Annotated in this window: 20 protein-coding genes; 6 read left to right on the top strand and 14 right to left on the bottom strand. The window is 52.0% G+C overall.

Annotation, left to right across the window (positions count from 1 at the left end; genetic code table 11):
• Nucleotides 1-5: 5 nt before the first annotated feature.
• Complete coding sequence (mak, locus tag ACVXHP_RS19260; RefSeq protein WP_447572039.1) at nucleotides 6-914, bottom strand: fructokinase; 909 nt, start codon at nucleotides 912-914, stop codon at nucleotides 6-8.
• A gap of 91 nt (nucleotides 915-1005) precedes the next feature.
• Here mak and rdgC point away from each other — a divergent pair, with 91 nt between their 5' ends.
• Nucleotides 1006-1917 (top strand): recombination-associated protein RdgC, encoded by a 912-nt coding sequence (gene rdgC / locus ACVXHP_RS19255; protein WP_003021479.1) that lies wholly within the window; start codon nucleotides 1006-1008, stop codon nucleotides 1915-1917.
• Nucleotides 1918-1967: 50 nt separating this feature from the next.
• On the opposite strand, the gene ppnP is transcribed toward rdgC, so the two are convergent.
• The 5 genes from ppnP to ACVXHP_RS19230 all read right to left on the bottom strand — a co-directional run bounded on the left by ppnP (nucleotide 1968) and on the right by ACVXHP_RS19230 (nucleotide 4653).
• On the bottom strand, nucleotides 1968-2252 hold the full coding sequence (gene ppnP, locus ACVXHP_RS19250) for a pyrimidine/purine nucleoside phosphorylase (protein WP_038638136.1): 285 nt from the start codon (nucleotides 2250-2252) through the stop codon (nucleotides 1968-1970).
• A 71-nt stretch (nucleotides 2253-2323) separates the two neighbouring features.
• Nucleotides 2324-3001, bottom strand: a complete 678-nt coding sequence (locus ACVXHP_RS19245) for an AroM family protein (protein WP_304696777.1) — start codon at nucleotides 2999-3001, stop codon at nucleotides 2324-2326.
• Nucleotides 3002-3248: 247 nt separating this feature from the next.
• Nucleotides 3249-3440, bottom strand: coding sequence for a protein YaiA (gene yaiA, locus ACVXHP_RS19240; protein WP_042310190.1), 192 nt, complete (start codon nucleotides 3438-3440; stop codon nucleotides 3249-3251).
• A gap of 26 nt (nucleotides 3441-3466) precedes the next feature.
• Nucleotides 3467-4012 carry a shikimate kinase AroL gene (gene aroL / locus ACVXHP_RS19235; protein ID WP_200007779.1) on the bottom strand — a complete coding sequence of 182 codons (546 nt, stop codon included), beginning with the start codon at nucleotides 4010-4012 and terminating at the stop codon, nucleotides 3467-3469.
• Nucleotides 4013-4197: 185 nt separating this feature from the next.
• Nucleotides 4198-4653 carry a YaiI/YqxD family protein gene (locus ACVXHP_RS19230; protein WP_042310194.1) on the bottom strand — a complete coding sequence of 152 codons (456 nt, stop codon included), beginning with the start codon at nucleotides 4651-4653 and terminating at the stop codon, nucleotides 4198-4200.
• 148 nt (nucleotides 4654-4801) lie between these two features.
• Between ACVXHP_RS19230 and proC the strand changes: the two genes are divergently transcribed.
• Nucleotides 4802-5611 carry a pyrroline-5-carboxylate reductase gene (proC, locus tag ACVXHP_RS19225; RefSeq protein ID WP_038638118.1) on the top strand — a complete coding sequence of 270 codons (810 nt, stop codon included), beginning with the start codon at nucleotides 4802-4804 and terminating at the stop codon, nucleotides 5609-5611.
• 17 nt (nucleotides 5612-5628) lie between these two features.
• On the opposite strand, the gene adrA is transcribed toward proC, so the two are convergent.
• From adrA to ACVXHP_RS19200, 5 genes are all read right to left on the bottom strand, one after another.
• A complete protein-coding gene (gene adrA, locus ACVXHP_RS19220) occupies nucleotides 5629-6744 on the bottom strand; it encodes a diguanylate cyclase AdrA (RefSeq protein WP_316128388.1) in 1116 nt (371 codons plus the stop codon).
• A gap of 91 nt (nucleotides 6745-6835) precedes the next feature.
• Nucleotides 6836-7156 carry a phosphate starvation-inducible protein PsiF gene (gene psiF / locus ACVXHP_RS19215; RefSeq protein WP_200007784.1) on the bottom strand — a complete coding sequence of 107 codons (321 nt, stop codon included), beginning with the start codon at nucleotides 7154-7156 and terminating at the stop codon, nucleotides 6836-6838.
• Between the two features lie 97 nt (nucleotides 7157-7253).
• Nucleotides 7254-8669 (bottom strand): alkaline phosphatase, encoded by a 1416-nt coding sequence (gene phoA / locus ACVXHP_RS19210; RefSeq protein WP_447572038.1) that lies wholly within the window; start codon nucleotides 8667-8669, stop codon nucleotides 7254-7256.
• A 102-nt stretch (nucleotides 8670-8771) separates the two neighbouring features.
• The gene (locus ACVXHP_RS19205) at nucleotides 8772-9014 is read right to left on the bottom strand and encodes a sigma-S stabilization anti-adapter protein IraP (RefSeq protein ID WP_233612641.1); all 243 of its coding nucleotides are present in this window, start codon (nucleotides 9012-9014) and stop codon (nucleotides 8772-8774) included.
• A 249-nt stretch (nucleotides 9015-9263) separates the two neighbouring features.
• The gene (locus ACVXHP_RS19200) at nucleotides 9264-10460 is read right to left on the bottom strand and encodes a multidrug efflux MFS transporter (RefSeq protein WP_042310202.1); all 1197 of its coding nucleotides are present in this window, start codon (nucleotides 10458-10460) and stop codon (nucleotides 9264-9266) included.
• Nucleotides 10461-10761: 301 nt separating this feature from the next.
• Here ACVXHP_RS19200 and ddlA point away from each other — a divergent pair, with 301 nt between their 5' ends.
• A complete protein-coding gene (ddlA, locus tag ACVXHP_RS19195) occupies nucleotides 10762-11856 on the top strand; it encodes a D-alanine--D-alanine ligase (protein ID WP_042310511.1) in 1095 nt (364 codons plus the stop codon).
• 21 nt (nucleotides 11857-11877) lie between these two features.
• On the opposite strand, the gene ACVXHP_RS19190 is transcribed toward ddlA, so the two are convergent.
• Nucleotides 11878-12102 (bottom strand): DUF2754 domain-containing protein, encoded by a 225-nt coding sequence (locus ACVXHP_RS19190; RefSeq protein ID WP_038638102.1) that lies wholly within the window; start codon nucleotides 12100-12102, stop codon nucleotides 11878-11880.
• 262 nt (nucleotides 12103-12364) lie between these two features.
• Between ACVXHP_RS19190 and ACVXHP_RS19185 the strand changes: the two genes are divergently transcribed.
• The gene (locus ACVXHP_RS19185) at nucleotides 12365-12688 is read left to right on the top strand and encodes a DUF2755 family protein (protein WP_304696773.1); all 324 of its coding nucleotides are present in this window, start codon (nucleotides 12365-12367) and stop codon (nucleotides 12686-12688) included.
• Here the strand turns inward: ACVXHP_RS19185 and ACVXHP_RS19180 are convergent.
• Together ACVXHP_RS19180 and sbmA are read right to left on the bottom strand one after the other, a co-directional pair.
• Nucleotides 12673-13776 carry a DUF1615 domain-containing protein gene (locus tag ACVXHP_RS19180; RefSeq protein ID WP_447572037.1) on the bottom strand — a complete coding sequence of 368 codons (1104 nt, stop codon included), beginning with the start codon at nucleotides 13774-13776 and terminating at the stop codon, nucleotides 12673-12675. The genes ACVXHP_RS19185 and ACVXHP_RS19180 overlap by 16 nt on opposite strands.
• Nucleotides 13777-13790: 14 nt before the next feature.
• Nucleotides 13791-15011 carry a peptide antibiotic transporter SbmA gene (sbmA, locus tag ACVXHP_RS19175; RefSeq protein ID WP_200007789.1) on the bottom strand — a complete coding sequence of 407 codons (1221 nt, stop codon included), beginning with the start codon at nucleotides 15009-15011 and terminating at the stop codon, nucleotides 13791-13793.
• A gap of 383 nt (nucleotides 15012-15394) precedes the next feature.
• Here sbmA and ampH point away from each other — a divergent pair, with 383 nt between their 5' ends.
• A complete protein-coding gene (gene ampH, locus ACVXHP_RS19170) occupies nucleotides 15395-16552 on the top strand; it encodes a D-alanyl-D-alanine-carboxypeptidase/endopeptidase AmpH (RefSeq protein ID WP_200007790.1) in 1158 nt (385 codons plus the stop codon).
• A 206-nt stretch (nucleotides 16553-16758) separates the two neighbouring features.
• Complete coding sequence (gene hemB, locus ACVXHP_RS19165) at nucleotides 16759-17733, top strand: porphobilinogen synthase (protein ID WP_032940011.1); 975 nt, start codon at nucleotides 16759-16761, stop codon at nucleotides 17731-17733.
• Nucleotides 17734-17838: the final 105 nt, after the last annotated feature.

Genomic DNA, 17838 nt, shown 5'->3' with positions numbered 1-17838 from the left:
ACAGATTACTCCTGCGGCCACAGCCAGGCCGCACCGCGTACCCCGCTGGAGTCACCGTGCAGCGCCTTGCGCAGGGGCGTTTCGCACTCGCCGCCAAAGACAAACGGCTTCATCAACGCTGGAACGTTTTGATACAGCCTGTCGACATTACTCATTCCCCCACCCAGTACAATGACGTCCGGATCGAGAATATTCACCACGTGCGCCAGTGATTTCGCCAGACGCAGCTCATAGCGGCTCAATGCCTGCTCCGCCACAGCATCCCGCGCGTTAACCAGGTCGATAATCTCACTGCCCTTGAGCGGCTTACCGCTCAGACGCTGGTAGTCGGTGGCAAAACCGGTTCCGGAAATAAAGGTTTCAATGCAGCCTTGCTTGCCGCAATAGCAGGGGACTTCCTTGCGATAACGCAGCTCGTCTTCATCCATCCACGGCAGCGGATTATGCCCCCACTCGCCCGCGGTACCGTTGCCACCCGCGTGCGCCCGACCATTCAGCGCCACGCCAGCGCCGCATCCGGTGCCAATAATTACCGCAAACACGGTTTGCGCCCCTGCCGCCGCGCCATCCACCGCCTCAGAAACCGCCAGGCAATTAGCATCATTTGCCAGGCGCACTTCACGGTTCAAACGCGTACTTAAATCTTTATCAAAGGGTTGTCCGTTAAGCCAGGTCGAGTTGGCATTCTTGACTACTCCAGTGTAAGGCGAAATTGAACCGGGAATTCCCATCCCCACAGTTCCTGTTTGCCCGGTAGCCTGTTCCGCCATCTCCACCAGCGCGGCAATGGTTTCTATCGTTTGCCGATAATCATCACGCGGCGTGGGCAGGCGATGGCGAAAAAGCTGCTCACCCGCATCGCCAAGCGCGATAACTTCCGTTTTTGTACCGCCCAAATCGATACCTATACGCACTGTTTACTCCTCTTCCCGATTAACAATGCAAGCATAGCGACAATTCGCTATCATGCCCGCTGGATTTAACGACAAGGCCGTGGAAATTATCATGCTGTGGTTCAAAAATTTAATGGTTTACCGTCTTAGCCGCGATGTTTCTTTGCGTGCCGAAGAGATGGAAAAACAGCTGGCATCAATGACGTTCACTCCTTGCGGTAGCCAGGATATGGCAAAAATGGGCTGGGTTCCGCCGATGGGATCGCACAGCGATGCATTAACGCATACCGCCAATGGCCAAATTATTATCTGCGCCCGCAAAGAAGAAAAAATTCTGCCGTCGCCGGTTATCAAACAGGCGCTGGAAGCCAAAATATTCAAACTGGAAGCTGAGCAAGGTCGCAAGCTTAAGAAGACCGAAAAAGACTCGCTGAAAGATGAAGTTCTGCACTCATTGCTGCCGCGCGCCTTTAGCCGCTTCAGCCAGACGATGATGTGGATCGACACCGTCAACGATCTGATCATGGTTGATTGTGCGAGCGCGAAGAAAGCGGAAGATACGCTGGCGCTGCTGCGTAAGAGCCTCGGCTCACTGCCGGTTGTTCCGCTGACGATGGAAAACCCTATTGAGCTGACGCTAACCGAATGGGTTCGCTCCGGCACAACGGCGCAGGGCTTCCAGTTGCTGGATGAAGCCGAACTGAAAGCGATCCTTGAAGACGGCGGTGTGATCCGCGCGAAAAAACAGGATCTGGTCTGCGATGAAATCGCCGTACATATCGAAGCAGGCAAACTGGTCACCAAGCTGGCGCTCGACTGGCAGCAGCGCATTCAGTTCGTTATGTGTGACGACGGCTCGATTAAGCGTCTGAAATTTAGCGACGAGTTGCGCGATCAGAACGAAGACATTGACCGCGAGGACTACGCTCAGCGTTTTGATGCCGATTTCATCCTGATGACGGGTGAACTCGCGGCGCTGATTAAAAGTCTGGTGGAAGGATTAGGCGGCGAAGCGCAACGTTAAACCGTGTTTACCGAATGGCGGCTCAATGTCGCCATTCGTCATTTTTACGCTTACAGGTAGCGGCAAAGATAGGATGTTGGCTCTGCCACCTGCAGATGAAACTCGCTACTGCCTGGTACGTTAAACACGTCCCCTGCGGCATAGACTTTCCACTCAGTTTCCCCCGGCAGCAGCACGTTCAGTGCGCCGCTGACGACCGTCATCTCTTCAGGTGCCGCAGTACCAAAGGTGTATTCACCTTCGGCCATCACGCCAACACTGGCACGGCCAGTACTGCTGCTGGTAAAACCGATGGATTTTACTTTGCCGGAAAAGTATTCATTACTTTGAAGCATACAACTGGCCCTATCTTGTGATTAAGTTAACAACCAATATAGGGGGCTGGCGTTCCACCTGTCACGCAAAATTACGCAAGCAATTCCGAAGCCAGCCGGGCGATCAGCACATTGGACAGCAGAACCGGGACATCCAGCGATTTTTGCAGTAAATCGCGATGACGTTGATTAAAACCCAGACAATCCAGCATGATCACATCTGCGCCTTGCTCAAGCAATTCTTTACCGGCATCAATCAGTTGTTGTTCGGAACCGTGAATCGGGTTGGCCACGGCATACACTGGCGGCGTTTGTAACACCTGCCATTTTTGCGTCTGGGCTTTGAGTAATTCCGTGACGGGGACAATAACCCCAACCTGATGCCCTTCCACAATCGAGGCGACCAGCGGAGGAATGATACGTAAAGGTTCCAGCAGCATACTCTTGCGGGCGGTCAGGCGGGCAATTGAGGCCGTACTCATCAGCAGGATCACGTCAAAGCCCTGATTATCGAGCACCTCTACAATACCCTGCAGTGAGCGTTCCACTTTCTGGCGCGAAACATGGGCAAGCTGATGGTCGCTGAGCAGCGTTAAGAGCGGCTCGTCACCGGGAGAGACCCCGTACTCGGCCATCACATCCTCTCGCCGCATCTGTCCCAGCAGACTGTGGTGAGTGATGTGCTGCTCATCAATATATTCCGTCAGGAGCGGTAATACCTCACTCATCGGCACCACGCCAATCGTGAGGATAGCCAACGACGTACCCATTTTTTGCTCCACCGTCTTCTTACTTTGCTGTGAATTCCCGAATCATTGCCGGGCGCTGACCTGCGCTACAAACGCTCAAAAGCGTAGCAGCAGATCGGCGGTGTATTTTGTAAAGATTCCAAATCATTCCAGTACTGTATTGTTATTGTTTAATTTTCAATTTTTACTGTATGCGGCGATATTTAAAAAAATGTGATGTACGCCCGTACTGGGCCTTTTCAGACACCTGCCCGGGCGGTATCCGACATCAGGTTTTGTCGGGATCCTCATAGCGCTTTTTAGCATCCATGGCTTCCTGAGCGGAAGGATGCTCACTGATTAACGAATTCGGTTCGGGGTGATCGGCACGAAGTTGATACCAGGTTACCGTCTGGCCTGGTGTCCCCTTTTCAACCGTAACAATGGTCGCCTGACGCGGATAAGGTGGTTTTGTCGGCATAGCTCTTCCTTTTGTCTGAATGAGCTTTAAGTATAGACACCACCCTGTAACCGTGGCGCTGCCTGCGACAGTATCCCAAGAATGTCTTCCACCACCTGCGAAGGCGGATTGGTAGCATCAACAATGTAATGCGCTGCTTCACGGTACAGAACATCGCGCTGGGCAAGCACTTCCTCTACTTCTTCAGTCAGCGGCTTGCCGGTTAAGGTTGGGCGCAACCCCTCTTCAGGCGTAGCCTCCAGACGATCAACCAGTACCGATACCGGCGCGCTTAAATAGATAACCACACCGTGGCTACGCATGTAGTGACGATTAAATTCGGTGAGAATGATACCGCCACCGGTCGCGACAACCGTTGTCGGAGCCGTGACGGCCTGCAGAGCGGTCGTTTCCTGGGCACGAAACCCTTCCCATCCTTCTCTTTCGACAATTTCCGCCACGGTCATCTGCACGTGCGATTGCAACCAGCGATCGGTATCAACGAACTGGTAATCGATAGCCTTCGCCAGTGCCATACCGGTTGTCGTTTTACCACACCCCCGGGGGCCAACAAGAAAAAGAGGTTGCGTCATCAAAGAATTTCCCCAGAGAGCCGCCGACGAGCGGGATCTGATGCTATTAAAGATATAATCATATCATCAAACTAGTACACCGCCAAAACGTAAAGAAAAAATTACAGAAAGAGTAATGGCGTCAATTAAACCCTACTATAACAAGAATTCACAGGGATGAAAGTGTAAAAAATAAATTACAGATGTTATTTTCTGCGCTGAACTTCCAGCCACCACTTATCCAGCTCAGCCGCAAAATGCTGTCGGTCGCGGGGAGAAAGGCTGTCCGGTCCCCCGGTCTGGATGCCGCTGGCGCGTAGCGTATCCATAAAATCACGCATCATCAGACGTTCGCGAATCGTTGCTTCGGTATAACGTTCGCCGCGTGGATTAAGCGCTGCCGCCCCTTTTTCAATGGCTTCAGCAGCCAGGGGAATATCCGCCGTTATCACTAAATCACCGGCGCTACATTGTCGCACAATCTCGTTATCAGCGACGTCAAACCCGGCGGGAACGCGTAATGTACGGATAAAACGCGAAGACGGGACGCGCAAACTCTGGTTCGCCACCAGAATAAGCGGCATCTGCATACGCTCAGAGGCGCGGTATAAAATTTCTTTAATCACGTTCGGACACGCGTCGGCATCCACCCATATTGTCATAACCTCTCCCCACTCATGTGTAATCGCACATTGTCTCGTGCTTTTACTTGCAGGCAAAGTGCTGTTTCTCCTTCTGCCCATATTCATTCCGCGCTAAGCTTAGCTTTCCCAGGTAAAACAATGAATATCACGCATAGGGAGTGACAAGATGGACAAAAAAATTGGTTTTATCGGCTGCGGTAATATGGGCAAAGCAATTCTTGGCGGCATGATAGCCAGCGGCCAGGTTCTCCCGGGACAAATCTGGGTCTATACCCCTTCCCCCGATAAAGTCGCTGCGTTGCACGACCAATACGGTATTAATGCCGCGCAGTCTGCGCAAGAAGTCGCCCAAATCGCCGACATTGTTTTTGGGGCCGTCAAACCTGGCATCATGATTAAGGTGCTGAGTGAAATCACCTCCAGCCTGAACAAAGACTCTCTGGTTGTCTCGATTGCCGCTGGCGTTACCCTCGATCAGCTCGCCCGGGCGCTTGGCCATGACCGCAAAATCATTCGCGCAATGCCAAATACCCCGTCACTGGTTAATGCCGGAATGACCTCCGTCACGCCGAACGCCTTAGTAACGCCGGAAGATACGGCCGACGTACTGAATATCTTCCGCTGCTTTGGCGAAGCCGAAGTGATTGCAGAATCGATGATTCACCCGGTCGTCGGCGTCAGCGGTTCTGCACCGGCCTATGTCTTTATGTTTATCGAAGCGATGGCGGATGCTGCCGTGCAAGGCGGTATGCCCCGTGCGCAGGCTTATAAATTCGCAGCTCAAGCGGTAATGGGCTCGGCAAAAATGGTGCTGGAAACGGGTAAACATCCAGGGGAACTGAAAGATATGGTGTGCTCGCCAGGCGGAACCACTATCGAAGCCGTACGCGTCCTGGAAGAACGCGGCTTCCGTTCATCAGTGATCGAAGCGATGGTTAAGTGCATGGAACAGTCAGAAAAACTCAGCCGATCCTGAGTTAATATCACCGGACGTCAGGCCGCCGCTTCAGTGCGGTTACGTCCGGAATTCTTTGCTTTGTAAAGGGCCATATCTGCCGATTTTAACCATTCCCGATAATGCTCAGTTTCAGAAGTCAGCGGCGCTACGCCAACGCTAATACGCAAGGCAACCTGTGGAGCGCAGGATAAACGCAACTGGCTAAGTCGTTCATGCACGCGCGACATGGCCGCAATTGCGCTGGTGGCCGGCGTGCCGCACATAATCACCGCAAATTCATCACCGCCAAAGCGCCCGATCACATCGCTGCCGCGTAAAGTCATCTGCAACTGACGGGTCAGCGCGACAATGGCCTGATCCCCGACGTCATGACCCCAGGTATCATTGATGCTCTTGAAATGGTCGATATCAATAATAAGCAACGTGGCGTCACGCTGGTAGCGGCGGCAATTATCAAATTCATTACGTAGCAATAGTTCCCAGTGACGTCGGTTATAAACGCCGGTCATCCCATCTCGCGTACTCATCACCTGTAAGCGGCGTTTATGCTCCGCCAGCTTGATGACCGTCTGATAGCTGACCCAGGCAAACAGCAGCGGATACACCACCAGCATCGGCAGTGATAACACCACGCTCAGTTGGCTGCTGTTAACAGCCACGGGAATATCGGTTAACTGTAACGTCACCAGACATGAAACCGCCATCAGCACGACGCCCGCGAGGAATACTCGCATTCCCCCTGCGCCCATCAGGTTGATGCAAGTCATCATGAGCAGCGCCGTGGACGGCAACATGTTTGCCCCCATAATTCCCAGCCACATCCCGGCAAGGATGGCATCGGCTTTTAAATTGGTAAATTCACCATGCAGAGGATCGTCTGCTTTACTTGCCAACTGCCAGGCCAGATGTGGCCAGACGAATGCCCATCCCACCAGCAAAAGCCACCAGCCTCCGGTAATGGGCTGGGAAACTAATACCGACGCGATAGGGAAAAACATTCCCCCCAATCCCACAGCTCGCGGCAGCCTGATCCGTCGGGCAAATCGCAGACCGGAACGTTGGTGGTCATTTTGATGAAGCGATATAAATGCTTCATCTGCGACGACCTTCTTTTGGAAAAAATTTTCATCATTCATTGTATTTGGGAACATTCTGAAACAAATTTCCCAAATTATAGGTAGGGGTCTTCTGGCGGGAGTATGAAATTTCGGGTGAGCGATTTTACCTGCTCACCCGTAAGTGCTACGCAGATTTTTTCAGGCAAGCGCTCATAAACTTGTTACGATCGTCGCCTTTCAGTGACTGTTCCGTCGCCTTGACGTTGCATTCACGCATCTTCTGCTGCTGTGGGGTTAGACTCTTTTCCTCAGGCGCAGATTTGCTGTTTTTCAGGCAATCACTCATATATGTCTTACGCGCATCCCCTTTTAAGGTTTGCGCCGTTGCCTGCTGATTACAGGTGGTCATACGTTGTTGTTGCGGGGTTAACGTCTTCTCGGCAGCACCGACGGTAGTTAAAAAAACCAGTCCAAAGAGCAGCGTCATTAATAATGTAATTTTCATAGCACCATCCTTTTCTGAACGACGACACACAGGTAAGTTTGGCTGCTAACGATAAAAATACCACCCGGCGGCAAAACTATTGTCACCGGGGGCAGGGTTACTTCAGACCTAACGCCGCTTTCATGGTGTAAAACAGGTCAGTTTGATCGGTCAGGACGACCACATTCGCCGCATGCGGACCATAAGCGGCGATGCGTAACTGGCTACCAGTGTGCTCCTGAGATTCCTCTTCAGAGTTGCCGTAGCTGATGACCATCACCGCGCCATCTTTGGTGTTCAGCGCCTGAGTCAGGCCTGGCGCCTTGGTATCAGGTGCGACAATCTGGCTGGCATGCGCGTGGTCAGCGGTTACCACCACCAGGGTGTTGCCGTCTTGCTTCGCAAAGGCAAGTGCACGCTGCACCGCTTCGTCCAGATCGACCGTTTCGCCAATCTGTCCGCACGGGTTAGCGGCGTGATCTTGTTTATCGATGGATGCCCCTTCCACTTGCAGGAAGAAACCTTTCTCATTTTTGCTCAACAGTTCAATCGCTTTATCCGTCATCTGCGCCAGCGTCGGCACGGTGTCATCACGCTTTGGATTTGGCATACAGGTCACCACCGGTTTATCCAGATTGCCATGATAGGACGCTTTCGGACCTTCCCAGCGCACCGGCATATTGCCGTCGGAGAACAGGCCCAGCAATGGTTTATCCTGGTTAGCTTCGGTAATCGCTGCCAGCGTCGCGGCATCACTTACCATCTGATAACCGCGCGCCAGGGCTTGTTCACGCAACGTTTTGCCCTGCCACTCCCCTGCCGCAGCGGTTTCAGCAAACGTTTTTGCCCCACCGCCCAACGTGACGTCAGCCCGGGCATTCAGTAATTGTTCTGTAATTGACCCTTTACCGCCTTTTTCCAGCGCATTGGTTGGGCATTTTTCACGGGTCACACCAGGACCATAGCACTTACGTGAAGTCACATGCGCAACCAGCGCCGCTGGGGTAGCATCCTGCAATTCAGCGGTAGAAACGTTGCCCGTCGCCAGACCTGCCGCTTTTGCCATTTCCAAAATTGTTGCGTGATCTTTTTCATGGATATCAACGCCCAGGGCGCCGTTATAGGTTTTAACCCCGGTGGTCCATGCCGTCGCTGAGGCCGCAGAGTCCGTCACATAATCCGGCTTGCCCGTTTTCTTATTTAACGCATAGTGCGTGTATTGTCCGGTCAACGGTAAAGCATCAATACCTTTAAAAAAACCGCCCGCGCCTTCGGCATAATTTCGCGCGGCCGTTATTTCTGAATCCCCCATGCCATCGCCAATCAGTAAAATTATATTTTTGGCAGGCTTATCGTTCAGAGATTCGCGCAGCGCCGCCGTTTGATCGGCTGACAATCGGCGGGCGCCGCCTGGCGTGGTGATATCACCCTGAGCGGCACGATTATCCATAACCGCTACGGTAGATGTTTCTGCATTAATAAGCGGGGTAAACAGCAAAGGTAACAGGGCAATGGCAAGTGCGCTTTGTTTCACTTTATTTTCTCCATGTATAAATACGGTAAAATTAAAACAAAGCGACTATAAGTATTTGATGTGACACTTTTATGATATTTGTGGGGCGCCCCCCCGGATTACTCAAAACGCTTTTGGCACGCTCTCGCCAGCGTTATGTAGAGTCGTCATAAACGCTGGTACACGGTTTACGCCAGCCAGAGCACCTTCAATTTGACGCAGCACTATTTGCCGATCGCTCCACGCCATATTGCGCAGCATTTCGGTGATTACCTGCTCTAACGTTTCGACCTGCGCCGCCAGGTTTTGTGACTCTTCTTCTTTTTGGGCGAGCTTAAGCAACAACTCAGTGACGAGATTTTTCATTTGCGTATTCCCTTAACAAAATATAAGCCACGTTAACATTAAGGCTCACTACTGCCTAGGTGATAAAAGTTTTATTTTTAGAAGAAATTAAACTATTTGCGAAAACAATCACATCACAAAATAAGGAAGAGATAAGACGTAAAGCAGAATCCTGCGATATAAAAAGGTAAGATAATGAATAATCACTTAGAAATATAATGCAAAATTATAGATAAACAACGCTGACTGGCAGCGTTGTTTATCAGGAAGTCAGCGCGCGTGACGCCGACGTCGCAACGCGATGGCCAACTGCCAGATGTTAATCAGGACAATACTCGCCGTGGCGATGAATACCCAGCGGAACCCCGCCATGGCTGATACCGTTGCGCCCATTAATGGCCCAGCGACATTGCCAAGGTACATAAATGACTGGTTATAGCCAAAGATACGCCCGGTTATCTGGTCGCTGGAGTATTTCACCAGCAGCGTCTGTACCGCCGGCAACATCGCGCCGTCGGCAAAGCCGAGCAGAAAACGTAATATCCCCAACTGCAATGGCGTGGTGACCCACGACATAGCGAAAAACAGCACGACGGCGAAAATTAACGTCGCCATTAAAATCCGCTCAGTACCAATGCGGTCGCCTAATTTGCCAAGCCGGGGCGCGGAAATCAGGGCCGAGATGCCAGGTACTGAGGCGATCAACCCGCTGAGAAAGGCAATATTGCTGCTGTCTGGTACCATCGATTTAATAAATAACGCAAGGATTGGACCGATAGAGCCGTTACACAGCTGAATCACCATCGTCGTAAAAAACAGGCTGATCACCAGCGCTGGATAAGGCAGCGAGGCAAAGACAGCCTTCCCACTCAGGCGTTCGCTTTTTTTGGTCGTCGGGCGCACACCCTCTTTGATCAAAAACAGCGTGACAAGGAAACTGACCACCAGCAAAGCCGCGGTAATACAGAACACCGCCCGTAACCCGATATGGTCGGCAATAAAGCCGCCCATTAACGGGCCACCAATAACCCCGCTAATTTGCGCCGTAGAAAGCGTGCTCAATGCCCATCCGCTGCGTTCACGCGGAACCTGTGACGCGACCAGCGCCATCGCGTTCGGAATATAGCCTGAGGTTAACCCCATCACCCCGCGCAGCAGAAAAAGCTGCCAGACGTTAGTGGCAAATGCCTGCAGTAAAATCGCAATCGCCATCCCCAGCGAGGCTCGTAGCAGCATCAGCTTGCGCCCTTTACGGTCGGCTAAACTGCCCCACATCGGAGAAACAATGGCTGAAATAAGGAAGGTGACACTGAATGTTAACCCGGACCACATTGAGAGAGCTTCATGTGAGGTGACGCCCAATTGGGAGATGTAGAGCGGTAAAAAAGGCAGGATTTGGCTAATCGCCAGCCCGGTAAAAAAGCATCCGAACCAGACGGAAATAAGGTTTACTCTCCAGGATTCCATAAGGACTCATAACGATAAGTAGCTGAAAACTGCGAGCAGCTTAACAAATTACTTAGCCAAATAAGGATCCACAGGTGCGATATATCACAGTTTAGAATTTTATCTTCCCGCTCATCATATTTGTGATACGCCTCACACCAAACCCACAATACAAGCAGGGAATTATGCTTCATGCAAGATCTGTGCGTTTGTACTTATCTCTTCCCCTGTTACCCAGCAAAACAATCTGCCAGAAGCCGAGGAAACCTGCGTTTTGTCGTGGTAATGTATGTGCTTTGCATTCAAGGAATGGGTTTTTAAGATGGCAAAGTTGCGGGTAGGAATCGTATTTGGTGGTAAATCAGCGGAACATGAAGTGTCATTGCAATCGGCAAAAAATATTGTCGATGCCATCGACAAGACTCGCTTTGACGTTGTGCTGTTAGGTATTGATAAACAAGGGCAATGGCACGTTAGCGATGCCAGTAACTATCTGCTCAATTCAGACGATCCGGCGCACATTGCGCTGCGTCCTTCCACGACCAGCCTGGCTCAGGTTCCGGGTAAACAAGAGCACCAGTTGATCGATGCGCAAAACGGTCAGCCGTTGCCAACGGTCGATGTTATTTTTCCGATCGTCCACGGTACGCTGGGTGAAGATGGCTCTTTGCAAGGTATGCTGCGCGTGGCGAATCTGCCGTTCGTCGGTTCTGATGTCCTGGGTTCCGCAGCCTGTATGGATAAAGACGTAACCAAACGTCTGCTGCGTGATGCCGGATTAAATATCGCGCCATTTATTACACTCACTCGCGCCAATCGTAACAACATTAGCTTTGCTGAGGTGGAATCCCGCCTGGGTCTGCCGCTGTTTGTGAAACCCGCCAACCAGGGATCGTCCGTTGGCGTTAGCAAAGTGACCAGTGAAGCGCAATACAACCAGGCCGTCGCGCTGGCATTTGAGTTCGATCATAAAGTCGTGGTGGAGCAAGGGATTAAAGGCCGTGAGATCGAATGTGCGGTACTGGGCAACGATCATCCGCAGGCCAGTACCTGTGGTGAGATCGTGCTGAACAGTGATTTTTACGCTTACGACACCAAATACATTGATGATAATGGCGCCAAAGTAGTTGTTCCGGCAGCGATCGCACCCGAAATTAACGACAAGATCCGCGAGATCGCCATTCAGGCGTACCAGACGTTAGGATGTGCCGGCATGGCGCGCGTCGATGTATTCTTAACCGCAGAAAACGACGTTGTGATTAATGAGATCAACACGCTGCCGGGCTTTACCAACATCAGTATGTATCCAAAACTGTGGCAGGCGAGCGGCTTAGGCTATACCGATTTGATCACTCGCCTGATCGAACTGGCGTTAGAACGCCACGCTGCGGATAGCGCACTGAAAACCAGTATGTAAACCCGCCAGGATGCCTGATAACTATTGGGCATCCTTCGCTTCATCATCTTCATTTTCCACGCGGCGACGGATAATTAATCCGGCCAGCCAAAAGCTAATTATCCAGGTAACCAGCCCCACCGCATAGGTTTGCCATCCCTGCGCTTCAAAACCTAATAACCCCACCACGCCATTCAGAATAAAGATAAGCCCAATAGCGAAGGCATAGTAGTGCCAGTCTCGGCGGATTTTTACAGGCAGGTTCATAACGGCTCCGGTGGATATACAACATGAAAAGCATCCTCGCACATTTCCCCGTGGTCGTCTGTGGCATATGCGTAATTTCTGAAATGTAACTCAATTTAACTTAAGGTTAAATAATTGTGACACACCACTAATAACCGAAATCCAGGAATAATCTCCACCTGAAATTACCAACATTCTGATATTGACATTCCTAATCACCTGTCAGACTCACAGTCAGTTACAGGCATTACGCCAAAAAAGCAGGTTATTTCCGGAGGTCTTTATGGCTGATTTTACGCTCTCAAAATCCCTGTTTAAGGGCAAGTATCGGGATACCTCCTCCCTGCCCGGCAACATTGCGTATGCCGTATTTGTGCTGTTTTGCTTTTGGGCTGGCGCGCAGATTTTAAATCTGCTGGCCCACGCCCCCGGCATCTATGAGCAGTTGATGCAGTTGCAAATGCAGGAGACAGGGCGTCCGCGGGTTGAGATTGGTTTAGGCGTCGGTACCCTGTTTGGGCTGATCCCCTTCCTGGTCGGTAGCCTGATTCTTGGCGTCGTCGCGACAATTATCCACTGGCGCCGCCGTCATCATAACGATGGCTGAGCCATACACTTCGCCCGACGATCGTCCACGCGTTTAGCAAACCACGCGGTCGTCAGATTACGCGTGATCTTCGGGCTTTCCAGCTGAATACCAGGCAGCATTTCACGAGGTAGAGATTTACCGCTCTTCGCTTCCGCCAGTTTATAGACCTTCTCGTACAGCGCAGTCTCTTCAAAGGCCAGACTATCGCCCTTTTGCAGTTGCCGGTGGATCTCACTCTCGCTCATCCCCAACTTCCCGGCCAGCTTGCGTACCGCCATCTCCGTTTTCCCCGGATCGCTACTGCCATAGAGAATCAAATCCCCGTCCAGCGCCAGCTTCACGCCGCTGGCTTTACTGACTGCGTTCTGGAAAGCCGCATTGCGGCTGGCGTACCAGCCGGCATTAAAATCTGCAAAGCGGAAGATTGGCGCACTGTAATTCGCCGGATAATTGAGCAGATGATAAGTGCCAAACCACAGCCCGCCGCGTCGACTGAACACTTCCTGCCGGACCGTTCCTGCCATTTTCCATGGATACCCGCTGGCGTGCTGCTCGGCAAACGCAATGCTGACCTGCATCGGCCCACCGGTATGCACCGGATTCAGGGAACCAAACAGCGTCTGCCCCATCGGTACCATATTGATGAAATCATCAAAGATGGCGCTAAGCTGTTTTTCCGTCTTCACCGTATCCAGACGCTCACTGTAGCTTTTCCCCGTTGGGGAGTTAATCTTCAGCGCAGTGTGCACCACAAACAGCGGAATATGCATGCGCTCGGCGCGACGGTCGATCTCTTTCCAGGCGATTTTACTTAAGCCAGGAACCGCCGGATCGGCCTGGTAGTTTGACTCCTGTTGCGCGACCGCCAGCACCGAACAGACATTTTCAACCGTCGGCGCCAGCTTCTGGCTTTCAAACGTCTTTGCCAGATCCTGCGCCCACGCATCCCGGTCTTTCACGCTGGCGGGCATTTTCTGGCGCACCACGCTCGCCACATCGACGGCTTTCTCCCCTTTTTTTAACGGCTGCGCGGGTTGGCTACTACATCCCACCAACACCAATGCGGCCAGCCCAGACAAGGGGTAAAGACGGGAAACCGTCGACATAACATCTCCTTTTGTTAACTAAGAGTATGGGTCACTTCCTGAATATCCTGACCATCAAGCTCGCGTTCAAAGCTGCGCAGACGCTTATAAATAGACATCAGTTCAACTAACGTTGTCCAGGAGTTAATCAGATACTGGAACGAGCCGCGCACCTGGCCAAACACGTTGGTAATTTGTGTCATCAAACCGAGCGTAATCGTACCGGCAACAATCGACGGAAACAGCAGGAACAAACCGAAAACGTTATCAACCTGCAGGTACAGAATACGGGCGATATTAAAATACATATAGTGAAAATAGAGACGGAAATAGTTTTGCCGTACCGCATGGAACAGTTCACGCACCGTCGGCGGCGTTGCACGGCTGGCATCATCTTCACCGTATACCAGTTCTTTACGGTAAGCCGCTTCCACGCGCTGGTTTTTAAACTCCAGGCCCGGAAGTTTAATCCCGACTACCGCCAGCAAGCCGGTTCCCATCAGCGACCAGACAATCGCGGCAATCACCAGCCCATAAGGAACATGTCCAATAATTGGCAGATCAGGAACATGCGCCGACAGCGTAACCAGCACCGGTAAGAAAGCAATCAGCGTCATAATCGCGTTGATAAAGCTAACGCCCATATTTTCCAGCGTGGAGGCAAAACGCATGGTGTCTTCCTGCACACGCTGTGCTGCGCCTTCGATATGCCGCAGATGCTGCCAGTGCGCCATATAGTGTTCGTTCATCGCGGTACGCCAGCGGAACACATAGTGACTGACAAAGAAATTGTTCATCACGCCAATGACCACGGCAATCAGCGCAATGCCGAGAAAGATACCCACTTCATTATAGAACTGCTCAATTTTCACCTTATGCGGTGCGCTGAGCGCGGTTTGAATGAGATCGTAGAATGGCGCATACCAGGCGTTGACGGCAACGCCAACCTCAACCAGAAACCAGGTGACAAAAATTATCAGTGAGGTACCCAGAATGGACCAATACTGCCAGCGGTGCGGGCTGTAGAGAAACCAGAATAGTGCGAACATCCCGACACAAAGAATGTAGTAAGCATAAAAAATCAGGTAATCCAGCGACCAGAAACGCGCTGCGCTAATCGGTACATCCCCCGACGCGCCGGTAATGCGTGCAACCCAGGCTCCCCCACCTGCTTGCCAGAATACAACAGCGACCAGTGCCCAAATAAATGCCGAAATAAAGAACGGTCCCGGCTTTGGGAAAAAAGACTTAAACATAATGCTCTCCTGCTAACTTCTTATCGTTATGACGACTGCTGTGCGTTTGCCTCCGTAAAGTGCGGGGGCGAGACGGCTTACGCCCAAAAACACAAGCTGAAACCGACAATTGTGACCAGAACCGAGGCACATAGTTCGCCCCCGGTGATGAAGAATTGTTTCTGTGGTTTTCACACTCGACAACGTTCCAGCATGTGCAGATTATCACAGCGTGAGATCACAAAAGCGAACATCCACAATCCGGGAAACGCTCACGTTTACTCATCGTTACGTTTTTCACACTATCATTGGCTGATAAGCGCTTTGCAATACGCCATTGAGTAGTATAAATACGCATACGCACGACATCCTTTTTCACTTTTTCTAACTCATGGACACCACCGTTGAAACGTAGTCTGCTTTTTTCTGCCGCGCTGTGTGCGGCGTCATTGACATCTGTCCAGGCGGCACAGCCTATAACCGATCCGGTCTTCGCCTCTGATATCGTCGATCGTTATGCCGACCATATATTTTACGGCAGTGGTGCTACGGGGATGGCGCTCGTGGTGATTGATGGTAATCAGCGCGTATTTCGCAGCTTCGGCGAAACGCGTCCCGGCAATAATGTTCATCCACAACTGGATTCCGTGATTCGCATTGCCTCTATCACCAAATTAATGACCAGCGAAGTGCTGGTGAAATTACTCGATCAGGGCACAGTTAAACTCAACGATCCATTGAGTAAATATGCCCCACCAGGCGCACGCGTGCCGACTTATCAGGGCACGCCGATCACGCTGGTGAATCTGGCGACGCATACCAGCGCGCTACCGCGCGAACAGCCTGGCGGCGCAGCAAAGCGCCCGGTGTTTGTCTGGCCAACCCGCGAGCAGCGCTGGAGCTATCTCTCAACCGCCACGCTTAAAGTCGCACCAGGATCGCAGGCTTCTTATTCAAATCTGGCATTCGACCTGCTGGCCGACGCGCTGGGCGCTGCTGCCGGTAAGCCTTATCCGCAACTGTTTGAAGAAAAAATTACCCGACCGCTGGGGATGAAAGACACCACCTTTACCCCGTCACCCGATCAGTGCAGACGCCTGATGGTCGCAGAAAAAGGCGCCAGCCCTTGTAACAATACCCTGGCAGCGATGGGCAGCGGCGGCGTCTATTCAACGCCTGGCGATATGATGCGCTGGATGCAGCAGTATCTCTCTTCTGATTTTTATCATCGCAGCCAGCAGGCCGACCGTATGCAGACGCTGATTTATCAGCGTACGCAGTTGACCAAAGTGATAGGGATGGACGTTCCGGGCAAAGCCGATGCGCTTGGCTTGGGCTGGGTGTATATGGCGCCGAAGAATGGTCGACCGGGAATTATTCAAAAAACCGGTGGTGGCGGTGGTTTCATTACCTATATGGCGATGATTCCGCAGCAAAACGTTGGGGCGTTTGTCGTGGTAACCCGTTCTCCGCTGACCCGCTTTACCAATATGAGCGACGGTATCAACGATCTGGTCGCAGAGTTGAGCGGGAACAAACCGCAGGTTATTCCCGCATCCTGATTCAATACTCAAAAGGCAAACGGTTAATGCTCACCAGTTTGCCTTTATTCATTTCAATGTAACCACTAGACTGACCCCAATCCTGCCCTATAGTTGGAGTGGCCAATAGGTCCTCATTAACCCCACATAACGCCAACTTTCGTAAACCACCTGCCCTCAGGTTCGGGTATACTACGGCCTTCGATTCCACAAACATCAGGCATACCATGACAGACCTAATCCAACGCCCTCGCCGCCTGCGCAAATCTCCTGCGTTACGCGCTATGTTTGAAGAGACAACACTCAGCTTAAATGACCTGGTGTTGCCGATCTTTGTTGAAGAAGAACTTGACGATTTCAAAGCTATCGACGCCATGCCGGGCGTGATGCGCATTCCAGAAAAACATCTGGCACGCGAGATTGAACGCATTGCCAATGCAGGTATCCGTTCGGTCATGACCTTCGGCATTTCCCACCACACCGACGACACTGGCAGCGATGCCTGGAAAGAAGACGGTCTGGTGGCGCGCATGTCGCGCATCTGCAAGCAGACCGTACCGGAAATGATCGTCATGTCCGACACCTGCTTCTGTGAATACACCTCGCATGGCCACTGCGGCGTGTTGTGCGATCATGGCGTTGATAATGATTTAACCCTTGCCAACCTCGGCAAACAGGCCGTCGTTGCTGCCGCTGCGGGTGCAGATTTCATCGCGCCTTCCGCCGCAATGGACGGTCAGGTACAGGCGATTCGCCAGGCGCTGGATGCCGCGGGCTTCACCGATACCGCAATCATGTCCTACTCCACTAAGTTTGCCTCTTCTTTCTACGGCCCGTTCCGTGAAGCGGCAGGTACGGCGCTGAAGGGCGATCGTAAAACCTATCAGATGAACCCGATGAACCGTCGCGAAGCGATTCGCGAATCACTGCTGGATGAAGCCCAGGGCGCAGACTGCCTGATGGTGAAACCGGCCGGCGCGTACCTCGATATTCTGCGCGATATCCGCGAACGCACCGAACTGCCAATTGGCGCTTATCAGGTCAGCGGTGAATACGCGATGATCAAATTCGCGGCGATGGCGGGTGCAATAGATGAAGAGAAAGTGGTGCTGGAAAGCTTAGGTTCGATCAAACGCGCGGGCGCGGATCTGATCTTCAGCTACTTTGCGCTGGATCTGGCTGAGAAAAAAATCCTGCGTTAATTTACCTTATGCCGGATGGCGGCTTCGCCTTATCGGGCCTTGTATTATCCTTTCTGTGCAGAGAGAACCGGCCAGTTCTTTCTGCCATGCAGCCCGCATGCCGTA

Source organism: Citrobacter freundii complex sp. 2025EL-00176 (genome assembly GCF_053309355.1).
Note: the sequence above shows the minus strand (reverse complement) of the source record. Positions and strands in the feature narration are given on the sequence as shown.